Genomic DNA, 18,592 nt, shown 5'->3' on the forward strand with positions numbered 1-18,592 from the left:
GAGTTAAATTCTAGAGCTTTCACCGGGATCCGGCATGGCAGCGTCTTCCGGGATGCACCACGACGTGGGCGTGAATCGCGGGACAGGGGGGCTTTTCGACGGTTTGGAACCCGATGGCCCGAGCCACGAATTATGCGCCCCAACCGGGGGTAGAGGGCGCGGGGCGTCGGGCGTTGGGCGAGGGCGTGCCGTAGCCGTTGCTCGCGCGCTCAGGCCCAGACCGCCGTCACCAATTGCAAGGCGGCGGCGATGGCGGGTTCGTCGCGTCGCGAGGCCAGCGTGACGAACGTGAGTTCCGTCGGCACGCTCACGCCGTCAGCGATCACCAGACCATGGGCGTGCGCCTCGCGCAACGCGATCGAGTCGCGCACGAGCGACAGCCCGACGCCCGACTTCACCAGATCGAGCATCGACGGCTCCTGATCCACTTCCGCCACCTTCGTGGGCGACACGCCCAGAGCGCCGAAGCGTTCAGAGAGCAGGCGGTTGTGGGCCGATTCGGGGGGCGTCCAGATCCACGGCAACGCGGCGAGTTCGCGCCATCCGCGCCGGGCCACGCGCTCGCGCCAGCCGGCGGGTGCCAGCACCTGATACGAGAACGGCGTGAGCGTGATGGCGTGAAAGCGCTCGGGGTCAGGCAGGCCGAGATAGAAGCCGACGTCGAGTTCGCCGCGCCCCAGTTGTTGCAACACCGATCCGGACATCCCCTGACGCAGCGCCGTCTCGATCTGCGGATATGACTCGACCAGCCGTTTGAGAAAGGCGCCCAGCCGGGTGAATTCGGGGTCGAGAATCGTGCCAATGCGCAGCCGTCCGCGCACCGTGTCGCGCATCGCACCGGCCGCCTGCTGCAGATCGGCCAGCGCGGCGAGCATGCGCTCGGCCAGCGGCAACAGGGCCTGTGCGTCGCGCGTGAGCGCCAACCCCTGCGCCGTGCGTGTGAAGAGCGTGAGCCGCAGCGCCTCCTGGAGCGCCTTCGCCTGCAGGCTGACCGCCGGTTGCGTCAGATGCAGGCGTTGCGCGGCGCGCGTGAGGTTGCCCTCGTGGGCGATGGCGACAAACGCGCGAAGATGGGCGAGTTCCATGGAGGACATTCACGGGCGGCGCCCGAGGCGTGGATTATCGAGAAAGGGAGAGCAACATAAGTGAATCTTATATTGCTTTTGATAATTTCTCATTGGATTGTGTCGGTGCGCAGCAGTACGCTTGGGGCTTGATGTGGCGTGAGCCGTGGGGCGAGCGTCTGGCGAAACAGGCGGGGACCGTGTCACGGACCGGGCCGGATTGGGGAAAGACGAACATGAGCAATGCTGATATTCCGACGGTGCAACACTTCATCGGCGGTCGCCGCGTAGCGGGCGATGGCGAGCGTTTTGGCGACGTTTTCGATCCGGCGCAAGGCACCGTGAGTGCGCGCGTGGCGCTGGCGGGTGTCAACGACGTGAACGCCGCGGTGGCGGCGGCCAAGGCTGCGCTGCCATCGTGGGCGGACACGGCGCCGCTCAAGCGCGCCCGGGTGCTCTTCAAGTTCAAGGCGTTGCTCGACGAGCATCAGGACGAACTGGCACGCATTATCACGCGCGAGCACGGCAAGGTGTTCTCCGACGCGCGCGGCGAAGTCACGCGCGGTATCGAAGTCGTGGAATACGCCTGCGGTGCGCCGAGCCTGCTCATGGGCAAGCACAGCGACAATATCGGCGGCGGTATCGACAACTGGCATCTGCGTCAGCCCGTTGGCGTATGTGCGGGCATTACGCCGTTCAACTTCCCCGTGATGGTGCCGATGTGGATGTTCCCGATGGCGCTGGCGTGTGGCAATACGTTCGTGCTCAAGCCGTCCGAGCGCGACCCGTCGGCCAGCTTGCTGATCGCCGAGTTGCTGCGCGAAGCGGGGTTGCCCGATGGCGTTTTCAACGTGGTGCAAGGGGACAAGGTCGCGGTCGACGCGCTGTTGGCGCATCCTGACGTCGACGCCCTGTCGTTCGTCGGTTCGACGCCGATTGCCGAGTACATCTATACCGAAGGCACGCGTCACGGCAAGCGAGTGCAGGCGCTCGGCGGCGCGAAGAATCACCTGGTGGTGATGCCCGACGCGAATCTCGATCAGGCGGTCGACGCGCTGATCGGTGCGGCCTACGGGTCGGCGGGCGAGCGCTGCATGGCGATTTCGGTCGCGGTGGCCGTGGGCCAGGTGGCGGATCGTCTGGTCGATGCGTTGGTGCCTCGTGTGAAGGCGTTGCGCGTGGGGCCGGGGGCGGACGAAGCCTCGGAAATGGGGCCGGTCGTCACGGGGGCTCACAAGGCGAAGATCGAGGGCTATATTGCCGATGGGGTGAGCGCGGGGGCCAAGCTGCTGGTCGACGGCCGCGGATTGCAGGTGCCGGGCCACGCGCAGGGGTTTTTCCTCGGCGGGACGCTGTTCGATCACGTCACGCCCGAAATGACGATCTATCGGGAAGAGATCTTCGGGCCAGTGCTGGCGGTGGTGCGTGTGCCGGATCTTGCGGCGGCCATCGACCTGGTCAATGGGCACGAATATGGCAATGGCGTTTCGTGCTTCACCAGCGACGGTGGCGTGGCGCGTGCGTTCTCGCGTCAGGTGAAGGTCGGCATGGTGGGCATCAATGTGCCGATTCCGGTGCCGATGGCGTGGCAGTCGTTCGGCGGCTGGAAGCGTTCGCTGTTTGGCGATCATCATGCGTATGGCGAGGAGGGCATTCGTTTCTACACGCGCTTCAAGAGTGTGATGCAGCGCTGGCCGGACAGCATCGCCAAGGGGGCGGAATTCACGATGCCGGTGGCGAAATAATCGAGTGCCGTGCGTATCGGCGCGCACCGGGGTGTCGCGCCGGATGTCGGACCTGACGACAAAAATGAACCCGGTGCGGGTGGCGACAGTCCATCCCACTCGGGTGCCGCACCAGTGTTGGCACCGCACCATGGCGAGTGCTGCGCCATCGACGGAGACAGGCGGGAATGAACAAGCAGGCAGCGAAGCCGGATCGCTTCGATTACATCATTGTGGGGGCCGGCTCGGCCGGTTGCGTGCTGGCCAATCGCCTCACGCAGGACCCCGACGTCACCGTGCTGTTGCTCGAAGCGGGCGGCAAGGATGACTATCACTGGATTCACATCCCCGTCGGCTATCTCTACTGCATCGGCAATCCGCGCACCGACTGGCTGTATCGCACGCAGGCCGAGGCAGGGCTGAACGGGCGTTCGCTCGCGTATCCGCGTGGGCGGGTGCTGGGCGGCAGCTCGTCGATCAACGGCATGATCTACATGCGCGGACAGCGTGAGGATTACGACGTGTGGGCCGACGCCACCGGTGACGATGGCTGGCGGTGGGACAACGTGCTGCCGCTCTTCAAGCGCAGCGAGGATCACTACAAGGGCGGTACGGCGTTTCACGGCAGCGGGGGCGAGTGGCGTGTCGAGAAGCAGCGCCTGTCGTGGCGCGTGCTCGATTCGTTTGCGGACGCCGCCGAGCAGGTGGGTATCCCCAAGACGGACGACTTCAATCAGGGCGACAACTTCGGCATTGGCTATTTCGAAGTGAATCAGCGGCGCGGTGTGCGCTGGAGTGCGGCCAAGGGGTTCTTGCGTCCGGCGTCGCAGCGGCCGAACCTGACGATCATCACGGGCGCGAGTGTGAGTCGCTTGCTGTTCGACGGCACACGCTGTACAGGCGTGGCGTATCGCGGCGGCAATGAAGACTTCACGGCGCTGGCGGGTGCCGAAGTGATTCTTGCGGCAGGGGCGGTGAATTCGCCGCATCTGCTGGAGGTTTCGGGCATTGGCGATGGCGAGCGTCTGCGCGGTTTCGGGATCGATGTCGTCTCGGACCTGCCGGGCGTGGGCGAGAACCTGCAAGACCATCTGCAATTGCGCACCGTGTACAAGTTGCGCGGGGTGCCGACCCTCAATCTCACCGCCAACAGTTGGTTCGGCAAGCTGAAGATCGGCATGCAATATGCGTTTGCGCAGCGCGGACCGATGAGCATGGCGCCGTCGCAATTGGGGGCGTTCGCTCGCAGTCGCGAGGATATGGCGCGCCCCGATCTCGAATACCACGTACAGCCGTTGTCGCTGGAACGCTTTGGCGAACCGTTGCACAAGTTCAATGCGTTCACGGCGTCGGTGTGCAATCTGCGGCCGACGTCGCGCGGCCATGTCCATCTGAGCTCACCTGATGCGCGCGTTGCACCGAGCATCGCGCCGAATTATCTGTCGACGGAAGCGGATTTGCGCGTGGCGGCGGATGCCATCAAATTGACGCGCCGCATCGTGGGCGCACCGGCGTTCGCGCGCTATGAACCGCGCGAATATTTGCCGGGGCCATCGGTCCAGACCGACGCGGAGTTGAAGCGCGCGGCGGGCGACATCGGCACGACGATCTTTCATCCGGTGGGGACCTGCCGCATGGGCCGAGCGAACGATCCGGAGGCGGTCGTCGATGCGCAGTTGCGCGTGCGCGGCGTGCAGAACCTGCGCGTGGTCGATGCGTCGGTCATGCCGGTCATCACGTCGGGCAACACGAACTCGCCGACGATCATGATTGCCGAGCGCGCGAGCGACATGATTCGCGCGGCGCGCAAAGCAGGGCGGTGAGCGAGCACGTGATCAGCAGGCTGGCGAGTATCGCGAGTCGCGGCGGATCGACGGCCGTGATGACGAGCGTCAGGGTGCCCGCCATCGTGAAGCGGATGGCCCCTATCATGGCCGCAGCCGTGCCGGCGTGCGTCTCGAAGCGGGCCATCGCAAGCGTTGTGCTGGCGGGACGCACTGCGGACGCGCCGAACGTGACGATCAGCATGGGGATGAGTACGGTGACGACATGTATTCCAATCAGGACTCCCAGCAATGCCATCAGTCCACCCGCCATCGCCAGCAGCATGAATCCCGTGCGGATTTGATCGCGCGCGTCACGCACGCGGGCCATGCGTCCTGCCGCGAAGCCAGCCGCCACGTAGGTCAATCCGTAGATGGCGAGCATCTTCCCATAGGCGCTCGCTGAATACCCGAGGTCGTCGATGAAGATCGCAGGGGAGAGCATGATGAACGAGAAGTGGCAGACGAAGGCCATCGCGGCCTGGCTGGCGTAGATCATGAACTGGCGATGCCGCAGCATTTGTGCGTACAGCCGAACGTATTGCGCGAGGCCGGAATTCGTTTGCGGCATAGATGCCGGGAATCGAACCGCTGTGACAAAGCCCGTCAGGGCGCCCAGTCCTGCGAAGGACCAGAAAATGGCACGCCAGCCGGCGGCCTGCGTCAATGCCACGCCCACAAGTGGGGCGAGCGCGAGGCAGACACCCGCGAACGTGAGGGTGAAAATGCGCGCGCGCCATCCGGTCTCGCTGGGGAAGGCGTCTTGCAGAATAGCCTGGCAAAGCGCGAAGCCCGCGCAGCCTGCGCCCTGAACGATGCGAAAGGCGAAATGGATCTCGTACGTCGTGGCGCATGCGCTTCCGACGGCACCCATGCTCGCAAGCGTCAGGCTGCCGAGCAGCACGCGCTTTCGACCGAAGCGATCGGACATCGGGCCGACGATCAATTGCAGTCCTGAGAGTGTCAGCACCACATGGCCGACGATGGCGGCGATGGCGCGGACGTCGATCCGAAAGTCGAGCGCCATGGCTCCGAACGCGGGCAATGTGGCATCGAGCAGCAGCGCGCTGATCGCCGTGAGTGAACTGGTGAGCCAAAGGACTTCCGCGCTGCGCATATCGAATCGCTTCCGGGGAGAGCGTTCGATGCTGTCACGAAGCGACGCGGCGTAGTTTGGTGAAAATCCGATGATGACGGCGCCAGGCGCACTTTCCGGATTTCCGGATATTTACCTTAAAACTTACGTAGTAATACCTAATGTCGGTTGCGCGACCCATGGCGGGGCATCGTCAAACGGGGCCGGACGCTTTTTTGCGGGCGCGGTAAAAGCCTTATGCCATAAGGGGTTTGGGACGTGTTCGCGCCGTGATCGAAGGGTCTCGAAAGCGTGTGCGCACGCGCGTTTCGGTAGACGCGAAGCCTAGTGCAAATCCCAATGATCGCGTTGCAGCAAACCACACACAATATCGGTTCCCAGTGTGCGACCGGACCAAGAATTCGGCGACACACCCCGGGACGCGGGGCACCTCGCCGACGACGCCACCCACAGCGATGTCCGCCTGCCTCGCGGTTGTCACAGACGATGGTGCCGAGGCGGTCATTTGCCTCGCACCGCCAACCAGGAATGTGGCAGGAGACATGGCGAACAACGATTACATTCTCGAGACCCGCGGACTCACAAAAGAGTTTCGTGGCTTCACCGCCGTGAACGGGGTCGACCTGCGCGTCGCGCGCGGTACCATTCACGCACTCATCGGGCCTAACGGCGCCGGCAAGACGACCTGCTTCAACCTGCTCACCAAGTTTCTCGTGCCCAGCGCCGGCACCATCACGTTCAACGGTGAGGACATCACACGCGAAGCGCCCGCGCAGATCGCGCGACGCGGCATCATCCGGTCGTTCCAGATCTCCGCCGTCTTCCCGCACCTCACCGTGCTCGAGAACGTGCGCATCGGCCTGCAACGCAACCTCGGCACCGCGTTCCACTTCTGGCGCAGCAGCCGTTCGCTGCATCAGCTCGATGCCCGTGCCATGGAATTGCTCGCGGAAGTCAGCCTGACCGAATTCGCCGATACGCTGACCGTGGAGCTGCCCTACGGGCGCAAGCGCGCTCTCGAGATCGCCACGACGCTTGCCATGGAACCCGAACTAATGCTGCTCGACGAGCCGACGCAAGGCATGGGCCACGAAGACGTGGATCGTGTCACCGCGCTCATCAAAAAAGTGTCGGCCGGTCGCACGATCCTGATGGTCGAGCACAACATGAACGTGATCGCCGGCATTTCCGACACCATCACCGTGCTTCAGCGCGGCGAGGTGCTCGCCGAAGGGCCGTATCACGAAGTCTCGAAGAATCCGCAGGTGATGGAAGCCTATATGGGCACCGCGGACGGCGAATTGCAGGGAGCGCACGGGTGAGGACGTCTATGTACGGTAACGGCGGCGGTAATGGTGGCGCGAATGTGCCCGCACTCGAAGTCGAAGGACTGCAGGCCTGGTACGGCGAATCGCACATCCTGCACGGGGTGGATCTGGCGGTCGGCCGCGGCGAGGTCGTGACGCTGCTCGGACGCAACGGCGCCGGGCGCACCACCACGCTGCGCGCCATCATGGGCCTGACTGGCCAGCGTCAGGGCTCGATCCGGATCGGCGGCGAGGAGACCATTCACCTGCCGACCTACAAGGTTGCGCACCATGGCGTGGGCTACTGCCCCGAGGAGCGGGGCATTTTCGCGAGCCTGTCGTGCGAGGAAAACCTGTTGCTGCCCCCTTATATCGGTGTGCGAGGCGATCGTCGCGACGACGGCGGGCGCGGAATGTCGCTCGACGAAATCTATGACATGTTCCCCAACCTGAAGGAGCGTCGCCACAGTCCCGGCACGCGCCTGTCGGGCGGCGAGCAGCAGATGCTGGCGGTGGCGCGCATTCTTCGCACCGGTGCGAATCTGCTGTTGCTCGATGAGATCTCCGAAGGGCTCGCGCCCGTGATCGTGCAGACGTTGGCACGCATGATCACCACGCTCAAGGCGCGGGGCTACACCATCGTGATGGTGGAACAGAATTTCCGTTTTGCGGCTCCGCTGGCCGATCGCTTCTATGTGATGGAGCACGGCAAGATCGTGGAGCGCTTCGGCGCTCCGGAGCTGGAGGCGAAGATGCCGGTGTTGCACGAGTTGTTAGGGGTATGAGGTGACTTGCCCGGCGCGCAGGCGTTCCGGGCGATGAAACCAGGCAATCCAATCCACGAAGGAGACAAAGATGACGATGCGGATGAAGGCGTTGGCGGTTGCGGCTGCGTTCGGTTTTGCGGCGATGGCCTCACAGGCCCATGCCGACGGCAATGCGGTGAAGATCGGTTTCATTACCGATATGTCGGGCCTGTATACCGACATCGACGGGCCGGGCGGGGCGGAAGCCATCAAGATGGCCATCGCCGACTTCGGCGGCAAGGTCCTCGGCAAGCCGATCGAGCTGGTCACCGCCGATCACCAGAACAAGGCGGACGTCGCGGCGTCCAAGGCGCGCGAATGGTTCGACCGTGATGGCGTGGACATGCTGATCGGCGGCACGAACTCGGCGACTGGCCTCGCGATGAACAAGGTCTCGGCCGAGAAGAAGCGCGTCTACATCAACGTGGGCGCCGGCTCGGATGCCCTGACCAACGATCAGTGCCAGCCGTACGGCGTGCACTATGCCTATGACACCGTCGCACTGGCGCGTGGCACCGGCTCGGCCGTCGTGAAGGCCGGCGGCAAGTCGTGGTTCTTCCTGACGGCCGACTATGCGTTCGGCCACGCGCTGGAGAAGGCCACGGCCGATGTGGTCAAGGCCAACGGCGGCACGGTGAAGGGCGAGGTGCGGCATCCGCTCTCGGCCTCGGACTTCTCGTCGTATCTGCTCCAGGCGCAGGCGTCGGGCGCCCAGGTGCTGGGTCTGGCCAATGCCGGCGGCGACACGGTCAACGCCATCAAGGCCGCGAAGGAGTTCGGCATCAAGGGCAAGATGCAGATCGCCGGTCTGCTCGTGTTCATCAACGACATTCACTCGCTGGGGCTGGATAACACCGGCGGCATGTACTTGACCGATAGCTGGTACTGGGACAAGAACGACAAGACGCGTGCCTTCTCCAAGCGTTACTTCGACAAGATGAAGAAGATGCCGTCGAGCCTGCAGGCCGGCGACTATTCGGCCACGATGACCTATCTGAAGGCGGTTCAGGCCGCGGGCTCGACCGACGCCGACAAGGTGATGGACGAACTGCACAAGATCAAGATCGACGACATGTTCAGCAAGGGTTACATCCGCAAGGACGGCTCGATGATCCACGACATGTACCTGATGCAGGTCAAGACCAAGCAGGAATCGAAAGCGCCGTGGGATTACTACAAGATTGTCGCCACGATTCCGGGTGACAAGGCATTCACTACGCCGCAAGAGTCGACCTGTCCGGTCTGGAAGAAGTAAGCGCCGTTAGCACGATGCTCCGAAAGCGGCGGGACGCGTGTCCCGTCGCGACCTTTCTCGCAGAGAATCGATTTCGATGGAATTACTAGGCATCCCCCTGCCGGCGCTGTTGAGCCAACTGCTGCTGGGACTGGTGAACGGCTCGTTCTACGCCATGCTGAGCCTCGGCCTGGCGGTGATTTTCGGCCTGCTCAACGTGATCAACTTCGCTCACGGCGCGTTGTTCATGCTGGGGGCCATGCTCGCCTGGATGGGCGGCAACTATCTCGGCCTCAATTACTGGGTCATGTTGATTCTCGCCCCCGTTGTGGTGGGCATCATCGGTATCGTCATCGAGCGCACCATGCTGCGCTGGATCTACAAGCTCGATCACCTGTACGGCCTGCTGCTGACGTTCGGCATCACGCTTGTGCTCGAGGGTGTCTTCCGTTCGATCTACGGCGTGTCGGGGCAGCCCTTCGACGCCCCCGACATGCTCTCCGGCGCGACCAATCTCGGCTTCATGTTCATGCCGAACTATCGCGCGTGGGTGGTGGTGGCTTCGCTCGTGGTGTGCTTCGCAACGTGGTTCGTGATCGAGAAGACCAAGATCGGTGCGTATCTGCGCGCGGGGACCGAAAACCCGAAGCTGGTGGAAGCGTTTGGTGTGAACGTGCCGCTCATGATTACGCTGACGTATGGCTTCGGGGTGGCGCTCGCCGCGTTTGCGGGCGTGCTCGCCGCGCCCGTTATCCAGATCTCGCCGCTCATGGGGCAGTCGATGATCATCACCGTGTTCGCGGTGGTCGTGATCGGTGGTATGGGCTCCATCATGGGTTCCATCCTGACCGGTCTGATGCTCGGGATCATCGAAGGCTTTACCAAGGTGTTCTACCCGCAAGGGTCTGCGACCGTGGTGTTCGTCATCATGGTGATCGTGTTGCTGCTGCGCCCGGCAGGGTTGTTCGGCAAACAAAAGTAAGGGGCGGAACCATGCAACAAGAGACGCAACAACGGGTGCTTTATTCCCTCTTGCTACTGGCGCTGATCGTCGCGCCGTTCGCCGGTGCGTATCCGGTATTCATCATGAAGGTGCTGTGCTTCACGCTGTTCGCTTGTGCGTTCAACCTGCTGCTCGGCTTTACGGGTCTGCTGTCGTTCGGCCATGCCGCGTTCTTTGGCAGCGCAGGCTACGTCACCGGTTATGTGGTGCGCAATCTGGGGTTCACGCCGGAAGTCGGCATCATTGCGGGCGTGGCGGCCGGGGCGTTGCTTGGCCTCGTCATGGGGGTGCTGGCGATCCGGCGGCAGGGCATCTACTTCGCGATGATTACGCTGGCGTTGGCGCAAATGCTGTACTTCCTCTGCCTGCAAGCGCCGTTCACCGGTGGCGAGGACGGCCTGCAAGGCGTGCCGCGCGGTAGCCTCTTTGGCCTGCTGCCGCTCGATTCCGACCTCACGCTGTATTACGTGGTGCTGGCCATTTGCGCGTTGGGCTTCCTGCTCATCATGCGTGTCGTGCATTCGCCCTTCGGTCAGGTGCTCAAGGCGATCAAGGAGAACGAGCCGCGCGCCATCTCGCTCGGTTACGACGTCGATCGCTTCAAGCTGCTCGCGTTCGTGCTGTCGGCCACGCTTGCCGCGCTGGCCGGTTCGACCAAGACGCTGGTGCTGGGCTTCGCGACGCTGACGGACGTGCATTGGACGATGTCGGGCATGGTGATCCTGATGACGCTGGTGGGTGGGCTGGGTACGATGTTTGGGCCGGTGGTGGGCGCGGTGGTGATCGTCGTGCTGGAGAACAAGCTCGGCGACATCGGCGACTGGCTCGCGACGGCCACGGGCGTGACCTGGTTCCAGACGCTCGGCGAGTCGGTGACGATCGTCATCGGGGCGATCTTCATCATCTGCGTGCTGGCCTTCCGCCGCGGTCTGGTGGGCGAGCTGGTGGCGCGGAGCCGGTTGTTCCGCCCTACGCGCACCACGGCGCAACCTTCTTGACGGAGGCGCGGGCGCACCGGCTTGGGGCGCCCGCTCTTCACCCTGGCGCACGCGTTTCGGAAAAAACCTAATCCGTAGGGGTAAATGCTGACTTGTGGTGCATCGGGTGCTCCTTTATTCTCTCCTTCAGTTCGCGTCACGGCAGGATATAGGGGCGAGGATCGAGGAGACAATAAGCGCGATAACGCGCACCGCCAAAAAGGAAGCGCTGTTGGAGAAAACTCCAACAGCGCTTTTTATATTGGGCTTCGCCGCAGTGCGAAGCCGTCATCCGCAGAAGCCCGATTCTCGTCCCCCGACAGTCCTGGTCGCATGCCCCGCCCCCCTCACGTTCCTCCATCAGCACTTTTGCGCGCCCATGTCCGGCGTGTCCTTGCTGCGATCGGAGCACGTCCCGAAAAACACCTGTTTGCCGATAGGGGGGACGGATGTTGACGAGTGGGGCGCTGACCGATTGGCTGATGCTCGCGGTCGGGGCGTTTGTGGCCGGTCTGGTCGATGCGGTGGTCGGAGGTGGCGGGCTGATCTCCGTACCGACGCTTTTCGCCGTTTTCCCGAACGCGGCGCCGCCGTTGCTGTTCGGTACCAACAAGCTGGCCGGTATCTGGGGCACGGCATCGGCTGCGCTGCGCTACGCGCGCGGCATTCAACTGCGCTGGGCCATTCTGTTGCCGGCCACCGTCGCCGCCTTCTTGTTTTCGTTTTGCGGTGCGTACGCCGTCTCCCATGTGCCGGCCGACGTGCTTCGCAAGCTGCTGCCGTTCGTGCTGACCGGCGTGGCAATCTACACCCTGCGCAAGAAGGATTTCGGGACGGTTCACGCCCCTGTGACAGGTGGGGCGGGGGTGACCCTCATGGCGATCGCCGTGGGCGGCGCCATCGGCTTCTACGACGGTTTCTTCGGCCCCGGCACGGGCAGCTTCCTCGTCTTCCTGTTTGTCCGCCTGTTTGGTCAGGATTTCGTCAACGCCTCGGCGTCGGCGAAGATCGTGAACGTGGCGACCAACCTGGCCGCGCTGTGGCTGTTTGGCATGGGCGGGCACGTTGCGTGGCAGGTTGGCCTCGGCATGGCGGTCATGAACGTGCTGGGCAGTCAGGTGGGCAGCCGGCTCGCGCTCAAGCGCGGCGTGGGTTTCGTGCGACGCATGTTCCTGTGTGTGCTCGCCGTGCTGATCGTGAAGACCGGCTATGACGCATTGCTTCGCGGCTGACGGGAGACCGGACAGCATCGCGCGTGCGCAAGTGCGGCATCGGTGGTGAAGGCGGCGCCCGGCGCCGTTCGGACGTAAGCCTTTGCGGTTGAAGCCACAGGTGGGGAAACCGCACTTTACGAGAAGGCGCCGGTGCCCGTAAGATGAGCGACAATTTGCCGACTGCGCGGTCGGTTAATATCGGGCCGGCGGGTTCAACAATGGTCAGAACAACGAATTCAAAATTTTTGCGAGGAGACCCAAATGAAACTGAAGTTGCTGTGCGTGGCGTCGGCGATGATGCTGGCTACGGGCGTTGCGAGCGCCCAGGTGAAGATTGGCGTGTCGCTGTCGGCGACCGGTCCGGCGGCTTCGCTGGGCATTCCCGAGAAGAACACCATTTCGCTGCTGCCCAAGACGATCGGCGGCCAGTCGGTGCAGTACATCCTGCTCGACGACGCGACCGACACCACGACGGCCGTCAAGAACATGCGCAAGCTGATCAGCGAAGACCACGTTGACGCCGTGCTCGGCTCGACGGTCACGCCGAACTCCCTGGCGATGGTCGACGTGGCGGCAGAGACGCAGACCCCGATGATCTCGATGGCCGCGGGCGCTGCCATTGTCGAACCGGTGGACGCCAAGCGCGCCTGGTCGTTCAAGACCCCGCAGAACGACATTCTGATGGCCACCGCCATTGCCAAGCACATGGCCGACAACGGCGTGAAGACGGTCGCGTTCATCGGCTTCTCCGACGCCTACGGCGAAGGCTGGCACAAGGAGTTCCAGAAGGCTGCCGATCTGAACAAGATCAAGGTCGTGGCCAATGAGCGCTTCAATCGTGCCGACACGTCGGTCACGGGCCAGGTCCTCAAGATCATGGCGGCCAATCCGGATGCCGTGCTGATCGCTGGTTCAGGTACGCCGGCAGCGCTGCCGCAGCGCACGCTCAAGGAGCGCGGCTACAAGGGCAAGCTGTATCAGACCCACGGTGTCGCCAACAACGACTTCCTGCGCGTTTGCGGCAAGGATTGCGACGGCACGTACCTGCCGGCGGGCCCGCTGCTCGTCGTCGACCAACTGCCTGCCGACAATCCGGTGAAGAAGTCGGCCGCTGCCTACAAGGTCGTGTATGAAAAGGCATACGGCGCGGGCTCCATCTCGACCTTCGGCGGTCACGCCTGGGACGCCGGTCTGTTGCTGCAGCGGGCCATTCCCGTTGCGCTGAAGAAGGCCAAGCCGGGCACGGCCGAGTTCCGCGCGGCATTGCGCGAGGCCCTGGAGAACGTCAAGGACATGCCGGGCACCGCGGGCATCTTCAACATGAGCGCGAAGGACCACAACGGCCTGGACCAGCGCTCGCGCGTGATGGTGGAAATCGTCAACGGCAAGTGGAAATTGGCGAACTGATGGGCGCCGGGGCTGCCTATAGCTCACAGGCATGCCCCGCTGTCACCTCCGATGGATCTGCGGTATCGGCGCCCGGTTGGACCGACCGGGCCAGAAGAACGGGCGTTCGCGCCCGTTTTTTTTGAGCGTGGTAGTTTCGCGCTTCGCAAAGAGACGGCAGGACATGCGTTTGCGAGCGGCACCTGAGAGGCCGCATTGTCCCAACCTGATCGCCGCCGCCGGGGGGCTGGCCGGCCGATCCTTTCGAGCGTAAATCCATGACGGGTGAATTCGAACACCGCAACCTATCGTTGGTGTTGTTACAGACACGGGAAGCGGCAATGGGGCTGTTCCGACCCTTGCTCAATCGTTATGACATCACGGAACAACAATGGCGTGTGATAAGGGCCGTCAACGATAGCCAATCCGGGGAAATGGAAATCGGGCAGGTCGCACGGGAGTGCTGCATCCTCAGCCCGAGCCTGTCCGGCATGCTGGAGCGCATGGAGGCGTCGGGCCTCATCATTCGCCGTCGGATGGCAGTCGATCAGCGTCGCGTGATGGTGTCGCTTACGCCATCGAGCCGCGCCCTATGCAAAAAGCTCGGTCCGCTGGTCGAGGCGCGCTATCGCTATCTGGAAGACAAGGTCGGGCGAGACACGCTCGCCGAGATCTACCGGCTGCTCGACGTCGTGCGCGAGGCCCTGCCGCCGGAGGTGCTGGCCGCTGCGCCATCGCTGCCGGACAAGCCGCGTCGCCGCCGGAAGGTGGCGGAATGACCGTTTTCGGGACGCCTGGCATTGCGAGGATGGCCGGTGCATGCCCGGCGCGGGTGGCGAGGACGACATGGCAGGCAGCGACGTCACTCGAAAGACGTCGATGACTCAGTAGTCGCCCGAGTTTTACCAATGCATAATGATTTATACAATACATAATTCTGTGCGCTGTCACACGGGGACCGTGGGGGCGTAGGGATATGAAGGGGAACGGGGTGGCAGCGCGCTGCGCCGTGCATCACACCGGCTGTCTCGCCAGTCGGCTCAAGAAGTACTCAAACGAAGTGAGAGGAGCATGGATCTTTCGATTGCAGCCATCCTGGCGCAGGACGGCATCACCACGGGTGCGATTTATGCCTTGCTGGCATTGGCACTGGTGCTGGTGTTCTCCGTCACTCGCGTCATCTTCATTCCGCAGGGCGAGTTCGTGTCGTATGGCGCGCTTACGCTGGCGGCACTGCAAACCCAGAAGTTTCCGCTGACGAGCTGGATGCTTGTGGCGATGGGCGTATGTACGTTCGTCGTGGAGACGGCGGGCGTCTTGCGTCACAGCGAGCGTCGCAAGCTGGCGGGGCGCTTGGTGCCGACGCTTGCGGGCAAGTACCTGGTGTTTCCGATTGCCGCGTTCTTCGTCGTCAGGGCGTTGGCACCGATGAATCTGCCGATGCTCGTCCAAATCGCGCTCACGATGTTGCTCGTCGTGCCGATGGGGCCGATGCTCTATCGTCTCGCGTACCAGCCGCTGGCGGAGGCGAGCACGCTGTTGCTGCTGATCGTCTCCGTGGGCGTGCACTTCGCGCTGACGGGGCTGGGGCTCGTGATGTTCGGGGCGGAAGGCTCGCGCACGCAGGCGTTCTCCGACGCCAACTTCAACATCGGCTCCGTCATGGTGTCTGGCCAGAGCCTGTGGGTGTTGGGCGTCTCGGTCGTGATGATCCTGGCGTTGTACTTCTACTTCGACCGTTCGCTCTCGGGCAAGGCGTTGCGTGCGACGGCCGTGAACCGGCTGGGCGCGCGGCTCGTGGGCATCGGCACGGTGCAGGCGGGGCGTCTGGCGTTCACGCTGGCGGCCGTGCTGGGCGTGCTGTGCGGCATCCTGATCGCACCGATCACGACGATCTATTACGAGTCGGGCTTCCTGATCGGCCTCAAGGGCTTCGTGGGCGCGATCATCGGCGGTCTGGTGAGTTATCCGGTTGCGGCGCTGGGCGCCATTCTGGTCGGCCTGTTGGAGTCGTACTCGTCGTTCTGGGCGAGTGCGTACAAAGAGGTCATCGTCTTCACGCTGATCCTTCCCGTGCTGCTGTGGCTGTCGCTCACAAGCAAGCATGTGGAAGAAGACGAGGAATAAGCCGGGGCGGACCACAGAATGAAAAACAAATACTTCCTGATTTTCCTGGTGGTGCTGGCCGTGTTGCCGGTGCTGCCTGCACCCGTGCGTTTGCCTGAGTACTGGGTAACGCTGCTCAACTACATCGGTCTATACAGCATTGTGGCCATTGGTCTCGTGCTGTTGACGGGCGTGGCGGGCATGACGTCGTTCGGACAGGCGGCATTCGTCGGTCTGGGCGCCTATGCGACCGCCTACCTGACGACTGCCTATGGCGCGTCGCCGTGGCTCGGCCTGATCGTCGGGGTGATCATCACCGCGGCGGCAGCGCTCGTCATTGGCGCGATCACCATGCGCCTGTCGGGCCACTTCCTGCCGCTGGGCACGATTGCATGGGGCCTGGCGCTGTACTACCTGTTCGGCAACCTGGAGTTCCTGGGCAAGTACGACGGTCTGAACGATATCCCGACGATCAGCCTCTTCGGCAAGGAATTGGCGAGCGGGCGTCAGATGTACTACCTGATCTGGATCGTTGTGGTGCTGGCGGTGGTATCGGTCAAGAACCTGCTTGATTCGCGTCCTGGCCGCGCCATTCGTGCGCTCAAGGGCGGTGGCGTGATGGCCGAGGCGATGGGCGTGAACACTGCGTGGATGAAAGTGGTCGTGTTCGTGTACGCCGCCGTGCTCGCCGCCATCTCGGGCTGGTTGTACGCGCATTTGCAACGCGCCGTGAACCCGACGCCGTTCAACCTGAACCACGGCATCGAATACCTGTTCATGGCCGTGGTGGGGGGCGTCTCGCATGTGTGGGGCGCGGTGCTCGGCGCCGCGATCCTGACCGTGCTCAAGGACTACCTCCAGAACATCCTGCCGATGCTGTTGGGTGCGAACGGCAACTTCGAGACCATCGTCTTTGGTGTGTTGCTGGTGCTGCTGCTGCAATATGCGCGCGACGGCGTGTGGCCCTTCTTCGGCAAGATCTTCCCGGCGCGTCGTGTCGCGAAGGCGCCGGAGCAAGCGGATCCGCTGGGTCATCGTGCCAAGCCGGCGGTCGGCGAAGTGGTGCTGACGCTGGACAAGGCGCGCAAGGAGTTCGGCGGCCTCGTAGCGGTCAACGACGTCTCCTTCCAGGTCAAAGCAGGCGAGATCGTGGGGCTGATCGGGCCGAACGGCGCGGGCAAGTCGACCACGTTCAACCTCGTGACCGGCGTGCTGCAGGCCACCCGCGGCGAGATCTCCTTCCTCGGCGAGCGAATCGACCGGCTGCCGTCGCGCGAGATCGTCAAGCGCGGTATTGGCCGTACATTCCAGCACGTGCGCTTGATGCCGCAGATGAGCGTGCTCGAGAACGTTGCGATTGGCGCCTATCTGCGAGACAAGAACGGGCTGCGTCGACGTCCCCAGGGCGGCGTGTGGTCCAGCGTGCTGCGTCTTGATCGTCAGGAAGAAGCCATGTTGCTGTACGAAGCCAAGCGGCAGATCGAGCGTGTGGGTCTCGGCGCGCACATGTATGACGAGGCGGGCAGTCTCGCGTTGGGCCAGCAGCGTATTCTGGAAATTGCACGCGCATTGGCGTGCGATCCCACATTGCTGTTGCTCGACGAGCCGGCAGCCGGCCTGCGCTACAAAGAGAAGCAGGCGCTGGCCGATTTGCTCAAGAAGCTCAAGGACGAAGGGATGAGCGTGCTGCTGGTCGAGCACGACATGGACTTCGTGATGAACCTGACCGATCACCTCGTCGTGATGGAGTTCGGTACCAAGATCGCCGAAGGCCTGCCCGAAGACGTGCAGAAGAACCCGGCAGTGCTCGAAGCGTACCTGGGAGGAGTGGAGTGATGGCAGACGCGATTCTGGAGGTCAAGGACCTCGCCGTGGCGTACGGCAAAGTCGAAGCGGTGCACGGTGCGCATCTGCGGGTGGGGGCGGGCCAGATCGTCACCGTGATCGGTCCGAACGGAGCGGGCAAGTCGTCCATGCTCAACGCCATCATGGGGGCATTGCCGCACAACGGCTCCAGCCGTGGGAGCGTCGCGTATCTCGGTCACGAGATGTCGGCGCTGGGCATCGAAGCCCGCGTGGCCCGCGGCATGTGCCTGGTTCCGGAAAAGCGGGAGTTGTTCTCGACGATGACCGTCGAGGACAACCTGTTGCTGGGGGCGTACCGTCGCAAGCGGGCGGGGGAGAAGAACTTCCTGGACCAGATGGAAGTCGTCTACGCCCTGTTTCCGCGTCTCAAAGAGCGCCAGAAGCAGCAAGCGGGGACCTTGTCAGGCGGTGAGCGCCAAATGCTCGCGGTGGGCCGTGCATTGATGGCCAAGCCGCAATTGCTGATGCTTGACGAGCCCAGCCTCGGGCTGGCGCCACTGATCGTCAAGGAAATCTTCCACATCATCAGTGACTTGCGTAACACCGGTGTGGCCACGCTGCTGATCGAACAGAACGCTCGCGCGGCGTTGCAGGTGGCCGATTACGGCTACGTCATCGAGACGGGCGAACTCGCGTTGGAAGGCCCGGCGCAAGAACTGGCCAACAATCCTAAAGTCATCGAAACGTATCTGGGGCTGGCGAAGAAGGCTGCCTGAAGGGCGTCGCTTGTCGCGTTGGTACCCCCGGAGAGCCCGCCACTTTGGCGGGCTTTTTCATTTTCGGAGGTTGACCGGCACCCGTCGGTGACTGTTATCTGCCCCTATTTTTTTGAAGAAATGAGGGGCGCCATACACTGCACCGGTGGACTCAGTTATTCACAGTTGCTTGTGGATATTTGCAGCGCTGCAAAATCCATGGCGCACTGCCGCAATAAGGGGTTTGGCGATATTTTCGAGAATCTCAAGGAAATGACATTTGAGGTTATC

Annotated in this window: 15 protein-coding genes; 13 read left to right on the forward strand and 2 right to left on the reverse strand. The window is 63.2% G+C overall.

The window, feature by feature from the left end:
- Positions 1–209: 209 nt before the first annotated feature.
- Positions 210–1,085: a LysR family transcriptional regulator gene (locus tag PanNE5_RS07345; protein ID WP_017233843.1), complete on the reverse strand. Its 876-nt coding sequence runs from the start codon at positions 1,083–1,085 to the stop codon at positions 210–212.
- Between the two features lie 215 nt (positions 1,086–1,300).
- Between PanNE5_RS07345 and PanNE5_RS07350 the strand changes: the two genes are divergently transcribed.
- Positions 1,301–2,809, forward strand: a complete 1,509-nt coding sequence (locus PanNE5_RS07350) for a CoA-acylating methylmalonate-semialdehyde dehydrogenase (RefSeq protein WP_017233842.1) — start codon at positions 1,301–1,303, stop codon at positions 2,807–2,809.
- A 167-nt stretch (positions 2,810–2,976) separates the two neighbouring features.
- Positions 2,977–4,611, forward strand: a complete 1,635-nt coding sequence (locus PanNE5_RS07355) for a GMC family oxidoreductase (protein WP_017233841.1) — start codon at positions 2,977–2,979, stop codon at positions 4,609–4,611.
- Here PanNE5_RS07355 and PanNE5_RS07360 read toward each other — a convergent pair.
- Positions 4,553–5,728 carry an MFS transporter gene (locus PanNE5_RS07360; protein WP_261939551.1) on the reverse strand — a complete coding sequence of 392 codons (1,176 nt, stop codon included), beginning with the start codon at positions 5,726–5,728 and terminating at the stop codon, positions 4,553–4,555. The two genes, PanNE5_RS07355 and PanNE5_RS07360, sit on opposite strands and share 59 nt — an antisense overlap.
- A gap of 521 nt (positions 5,729–6,249) precedes the next feature.
- Here PanNE5_RS07360 and PanNE5_RS07365 point away from each other — a divergent pair.
- The 11 genes from PanNE5_RS07365 to PanNE5_RS07415 all read left to right on the forward strand — a co-directional run bounded on the left by PanNE5_RS07365 (position 6,250) and on the right by PanNE5_RS07415 (position 18,322).
- Positions 6,250–7,029, forward strand: coding sequence for an ABC transporter ATP-binding protein (locus tag PanNE5_RS07365; protein ID WP_017233839.1), 780 nt, complete (start codon positions 6,250–6,252; stop codon positions 7,027–7,029).
- Between the two features lie 8 nt (positions 7,030–7,037).
- Complete coding sequence (locus PanNE5_RS07370) at positions 7,038–7,799, forward strand: ABC transporter ATP-binding protein (RefSeq protein ID WP_017233838.1); 762 nt, start codon at positions 7,038–7,040, stop codon at positions 7,797–7,799.
- Between the two features lie 76 nt (positions 7,800–7,875).
- A complete protein-coding gene (locus PanNE5_RS07375; protein WP_026131933.1) occupies positions 7,876–9,075 on the forward strand; it encodes an ABC transporter substrate-binding protein in 1,200 nt (399 codons plus the stop codon).
- A 76-nt stretch (positions 9,076–9,151) separates the two neighbouring features.
- Entirely contained in the window at positions 9,152–10,036 is an 885-nt protein-coding gene (locus PanNE5_RS07380; protein WP_017233836.1) for a branched-chain amino acid ABC transporter permease, read from the forward strand.
- A gap of 11 nt (positions 10,037–10,047) precedes the next feature.
- Positions 10,048–11,055, forward strand: a complete 1,008-nt coding sequence (locus PanNE5_RS07385) for a branched-chain amino acid ABC transporter permease (RefSeq protein WP_017233835.1) — start codon at positions 10,048–10,050, stop codon at positions 11,053–11,055.
- A gap of 428 nt (positions 11,056–11,483) precedes the next feature.
- Complete coding sequence (locus tag PanNE5_RS07390) at positions 11,484–12,266, forward strand: sulfite exporter TauE/SafE family protein (RefSeq protein ID WP_261939552.1); 783 nt, start codon at positions 11,484–11,486, stop codon at positions 12,264–12,266.
- A 243-nt stretch (positions 12,267–12,509) separates the two neighbouring features.
- The gene (locus PanNE5_RS07395; RefSeq protein WP_017233833.1) at positions 12,510–13,655 is read left to right on the forward strand and encodes an ABC transporter substrate-binding protein; all 1,146 of its coding nucleotides are present in this window, start codon (positions 12,510–12,512) and stop codon (positions 13,653–13,655) included.
- A gap of 257 nt (positions 13,656–13,912) precedes the next feature.
- Complete coding sequence (hpaR, locus tag PanNE5_RS07400; protein WP_017233832.1) at positions 13,913–14,413, forward strand: homoprotocatechuate degradation operon regulator HpaR; 501 nt, start codon at positions 13,913–13,915, stop codon at positions 14,411–14,413.
- A 292-nt stretch (positions 14,414–14,705) separates the two neighbouring features.
- Positions 14,706–15,761 carry a branched-chain amino acid ABC transporter permease gene (locus PanNE5_RS07405; RefSeq protein ID WP_017233831.1) on the forward strand — a complete coding sequence of 352 codons (1,056 nt, stop codon included), beginning with the start codon at positions 14,706–14,708 and terminating at the stop codon, positions 15,759–15,761.
- 18 nt (positions 15,762–15,779) lie between these two features.
- Positions 15,780–17,576: an ABC transporter permease subunit gene (locus tag PanNE5_RS07410; protein WP_017233830.1), complete on the forward strand. Its 1,797-nt coding sequence runs from the start codon at positions 15,780–15,782 to the stop codon at positions 17,574–17,576.
- The gene (locus PanNE5_RS07415; protein WP_017233829.1) at positions 17,576–18,322 is read left to right on the forward strand and encodes an ABC transporter ATP-binding protein; all 747 of its coding nucleotides are present in this window, start codon (positions 17,576–17,578) and stop codon (positions 18,320–18,322) included. Before PanNE5_RS07410 ends, PanNE5_RS07415 begins: the two co-directional genes overlap by 1 nt.
- The last annotated feature ends 270 nt before the right edge of the window (positions 18,323–18,592 follow it).

This window comes from Pandoraea sp. NE5, assembly GCF_024363545.1.
In the GTDB taxonomy this organism is placed as follows: Bacteria; Pseudomonadota; Gammaproteobacteria; order Burkholderiales; family Burkholderiaceae; genus Pandoraea; species Pandoraea cepalis.

Excerpts from the sequence above, each read along its gene's own strand:
- PanNE5_RS07415 (WP_017233829.1), top strand. The coding sequence starts at position 17,576 with ATGGCAGACGCGATTCTGGAGGTCAAGGACCTCGCCGTGGCGTACGGC.
- hpaR (WP_017233832.1), top strand. The coding sequence starts at position 13,913 with ATGACGGGTGAATTCGAACACCGCAACCTATCGTTGGTGTTGTTACAG.
- PanNE5_RS07345 (WP_017233843.1), bottom strand. The coding sequence starts at position 1,085 with ATGGAACTCGCCCATCTTCGCGCGTTTGTCGCCATCGCCCACGAGGGC.
- PanNE5_RS07380 (WP_017233836.1), top strand. The coding sequence starts at position 9,152 with ATGGAATTACTAGGCATCCCCCTGCCGGCGCTGTTGAGCCAACTGCTG.
- PanNE5_RS07350 (WP_017233842.1), top strand. The coding sequence starts at position 1,301 with ATGAGCAATGCTGATATTCCGACGGTGCAACACTTCATCGGCGGTCGC.
- PanNE5_RS07360 (WP_261939551.1), bottom strand. The coding sequence starts at position 5,728 with ATGCGCAGCGCGGAAGTCCTTTGGCTCACCAGTTCACTCACGGCGATC.
- PanNE5_RS07405 (WP_017233831.1), top strand. The coding sequence starts at position 14,706 with ATGGATCTTTCGATTGCAGCCATCCTGGCGCAGGACGGCATCACCACG.
- PanNE5_RS07370 (WP_017233838.1), top strand. The coding sequence starts at position 7,038 with ATGTACGGTAACGGCGGCGGTAATGGTGGCGCGAATGTGCCCGCACTC.
- PanNE5_RS07410 (WP_017233830.1), top strand. The coding sequence starts at position 15,780 with ATGAAAAACAAATACTTCCTGATTTTCCTGGTGGTGCTGGCCGTGTTG.
- PanNE5_RS07365 (WP_017233839.1), top strand. The coding sequence starts at position 6,250 with ATGGCGAACAACGATTACATTCTCGAGACCCGCGGACTCACAAAAGAG.
- PanNE5_RS07375 (WP_026131933.1), top strand. The coding sequence starts at position 7,876 with ATGCGGATGAAGGCGTTGGCGGTTGCGGCTGCGTTCGGTTTTGCGGCG.
- PanNE5_RS07355 (WP_017233841.1), top strand. The coding sequence starts at position 2,977 with ATGAACAAGCAGGCAGCGAAGCCGGATCGCTTCGATTACATCATTGTG.
- PanNE5_RS07390 (WP_261939552.1), top strand. The coding sequence starts at position 11,484 with ATGTTGACGAGTGGGGCGCTGACCGATTGGCTGATGCTCGCGGTCGGG.
- PanNE5_RS07395 (WP_017233833.1), top strand. The coding sequence starts at position 12,510 with ATGAAACTGAAGTTGCTGTGCGTGGCGTCGGCGATGATGCTGGCTACG.
- PanNE5_RS07385 (WP_017233835.1), top strand. The coding sequence starts at position 10,048 with ATGCAACAAGAGACGCAACAACGGGTGCTTTATTCCCTCTTGCTACTG.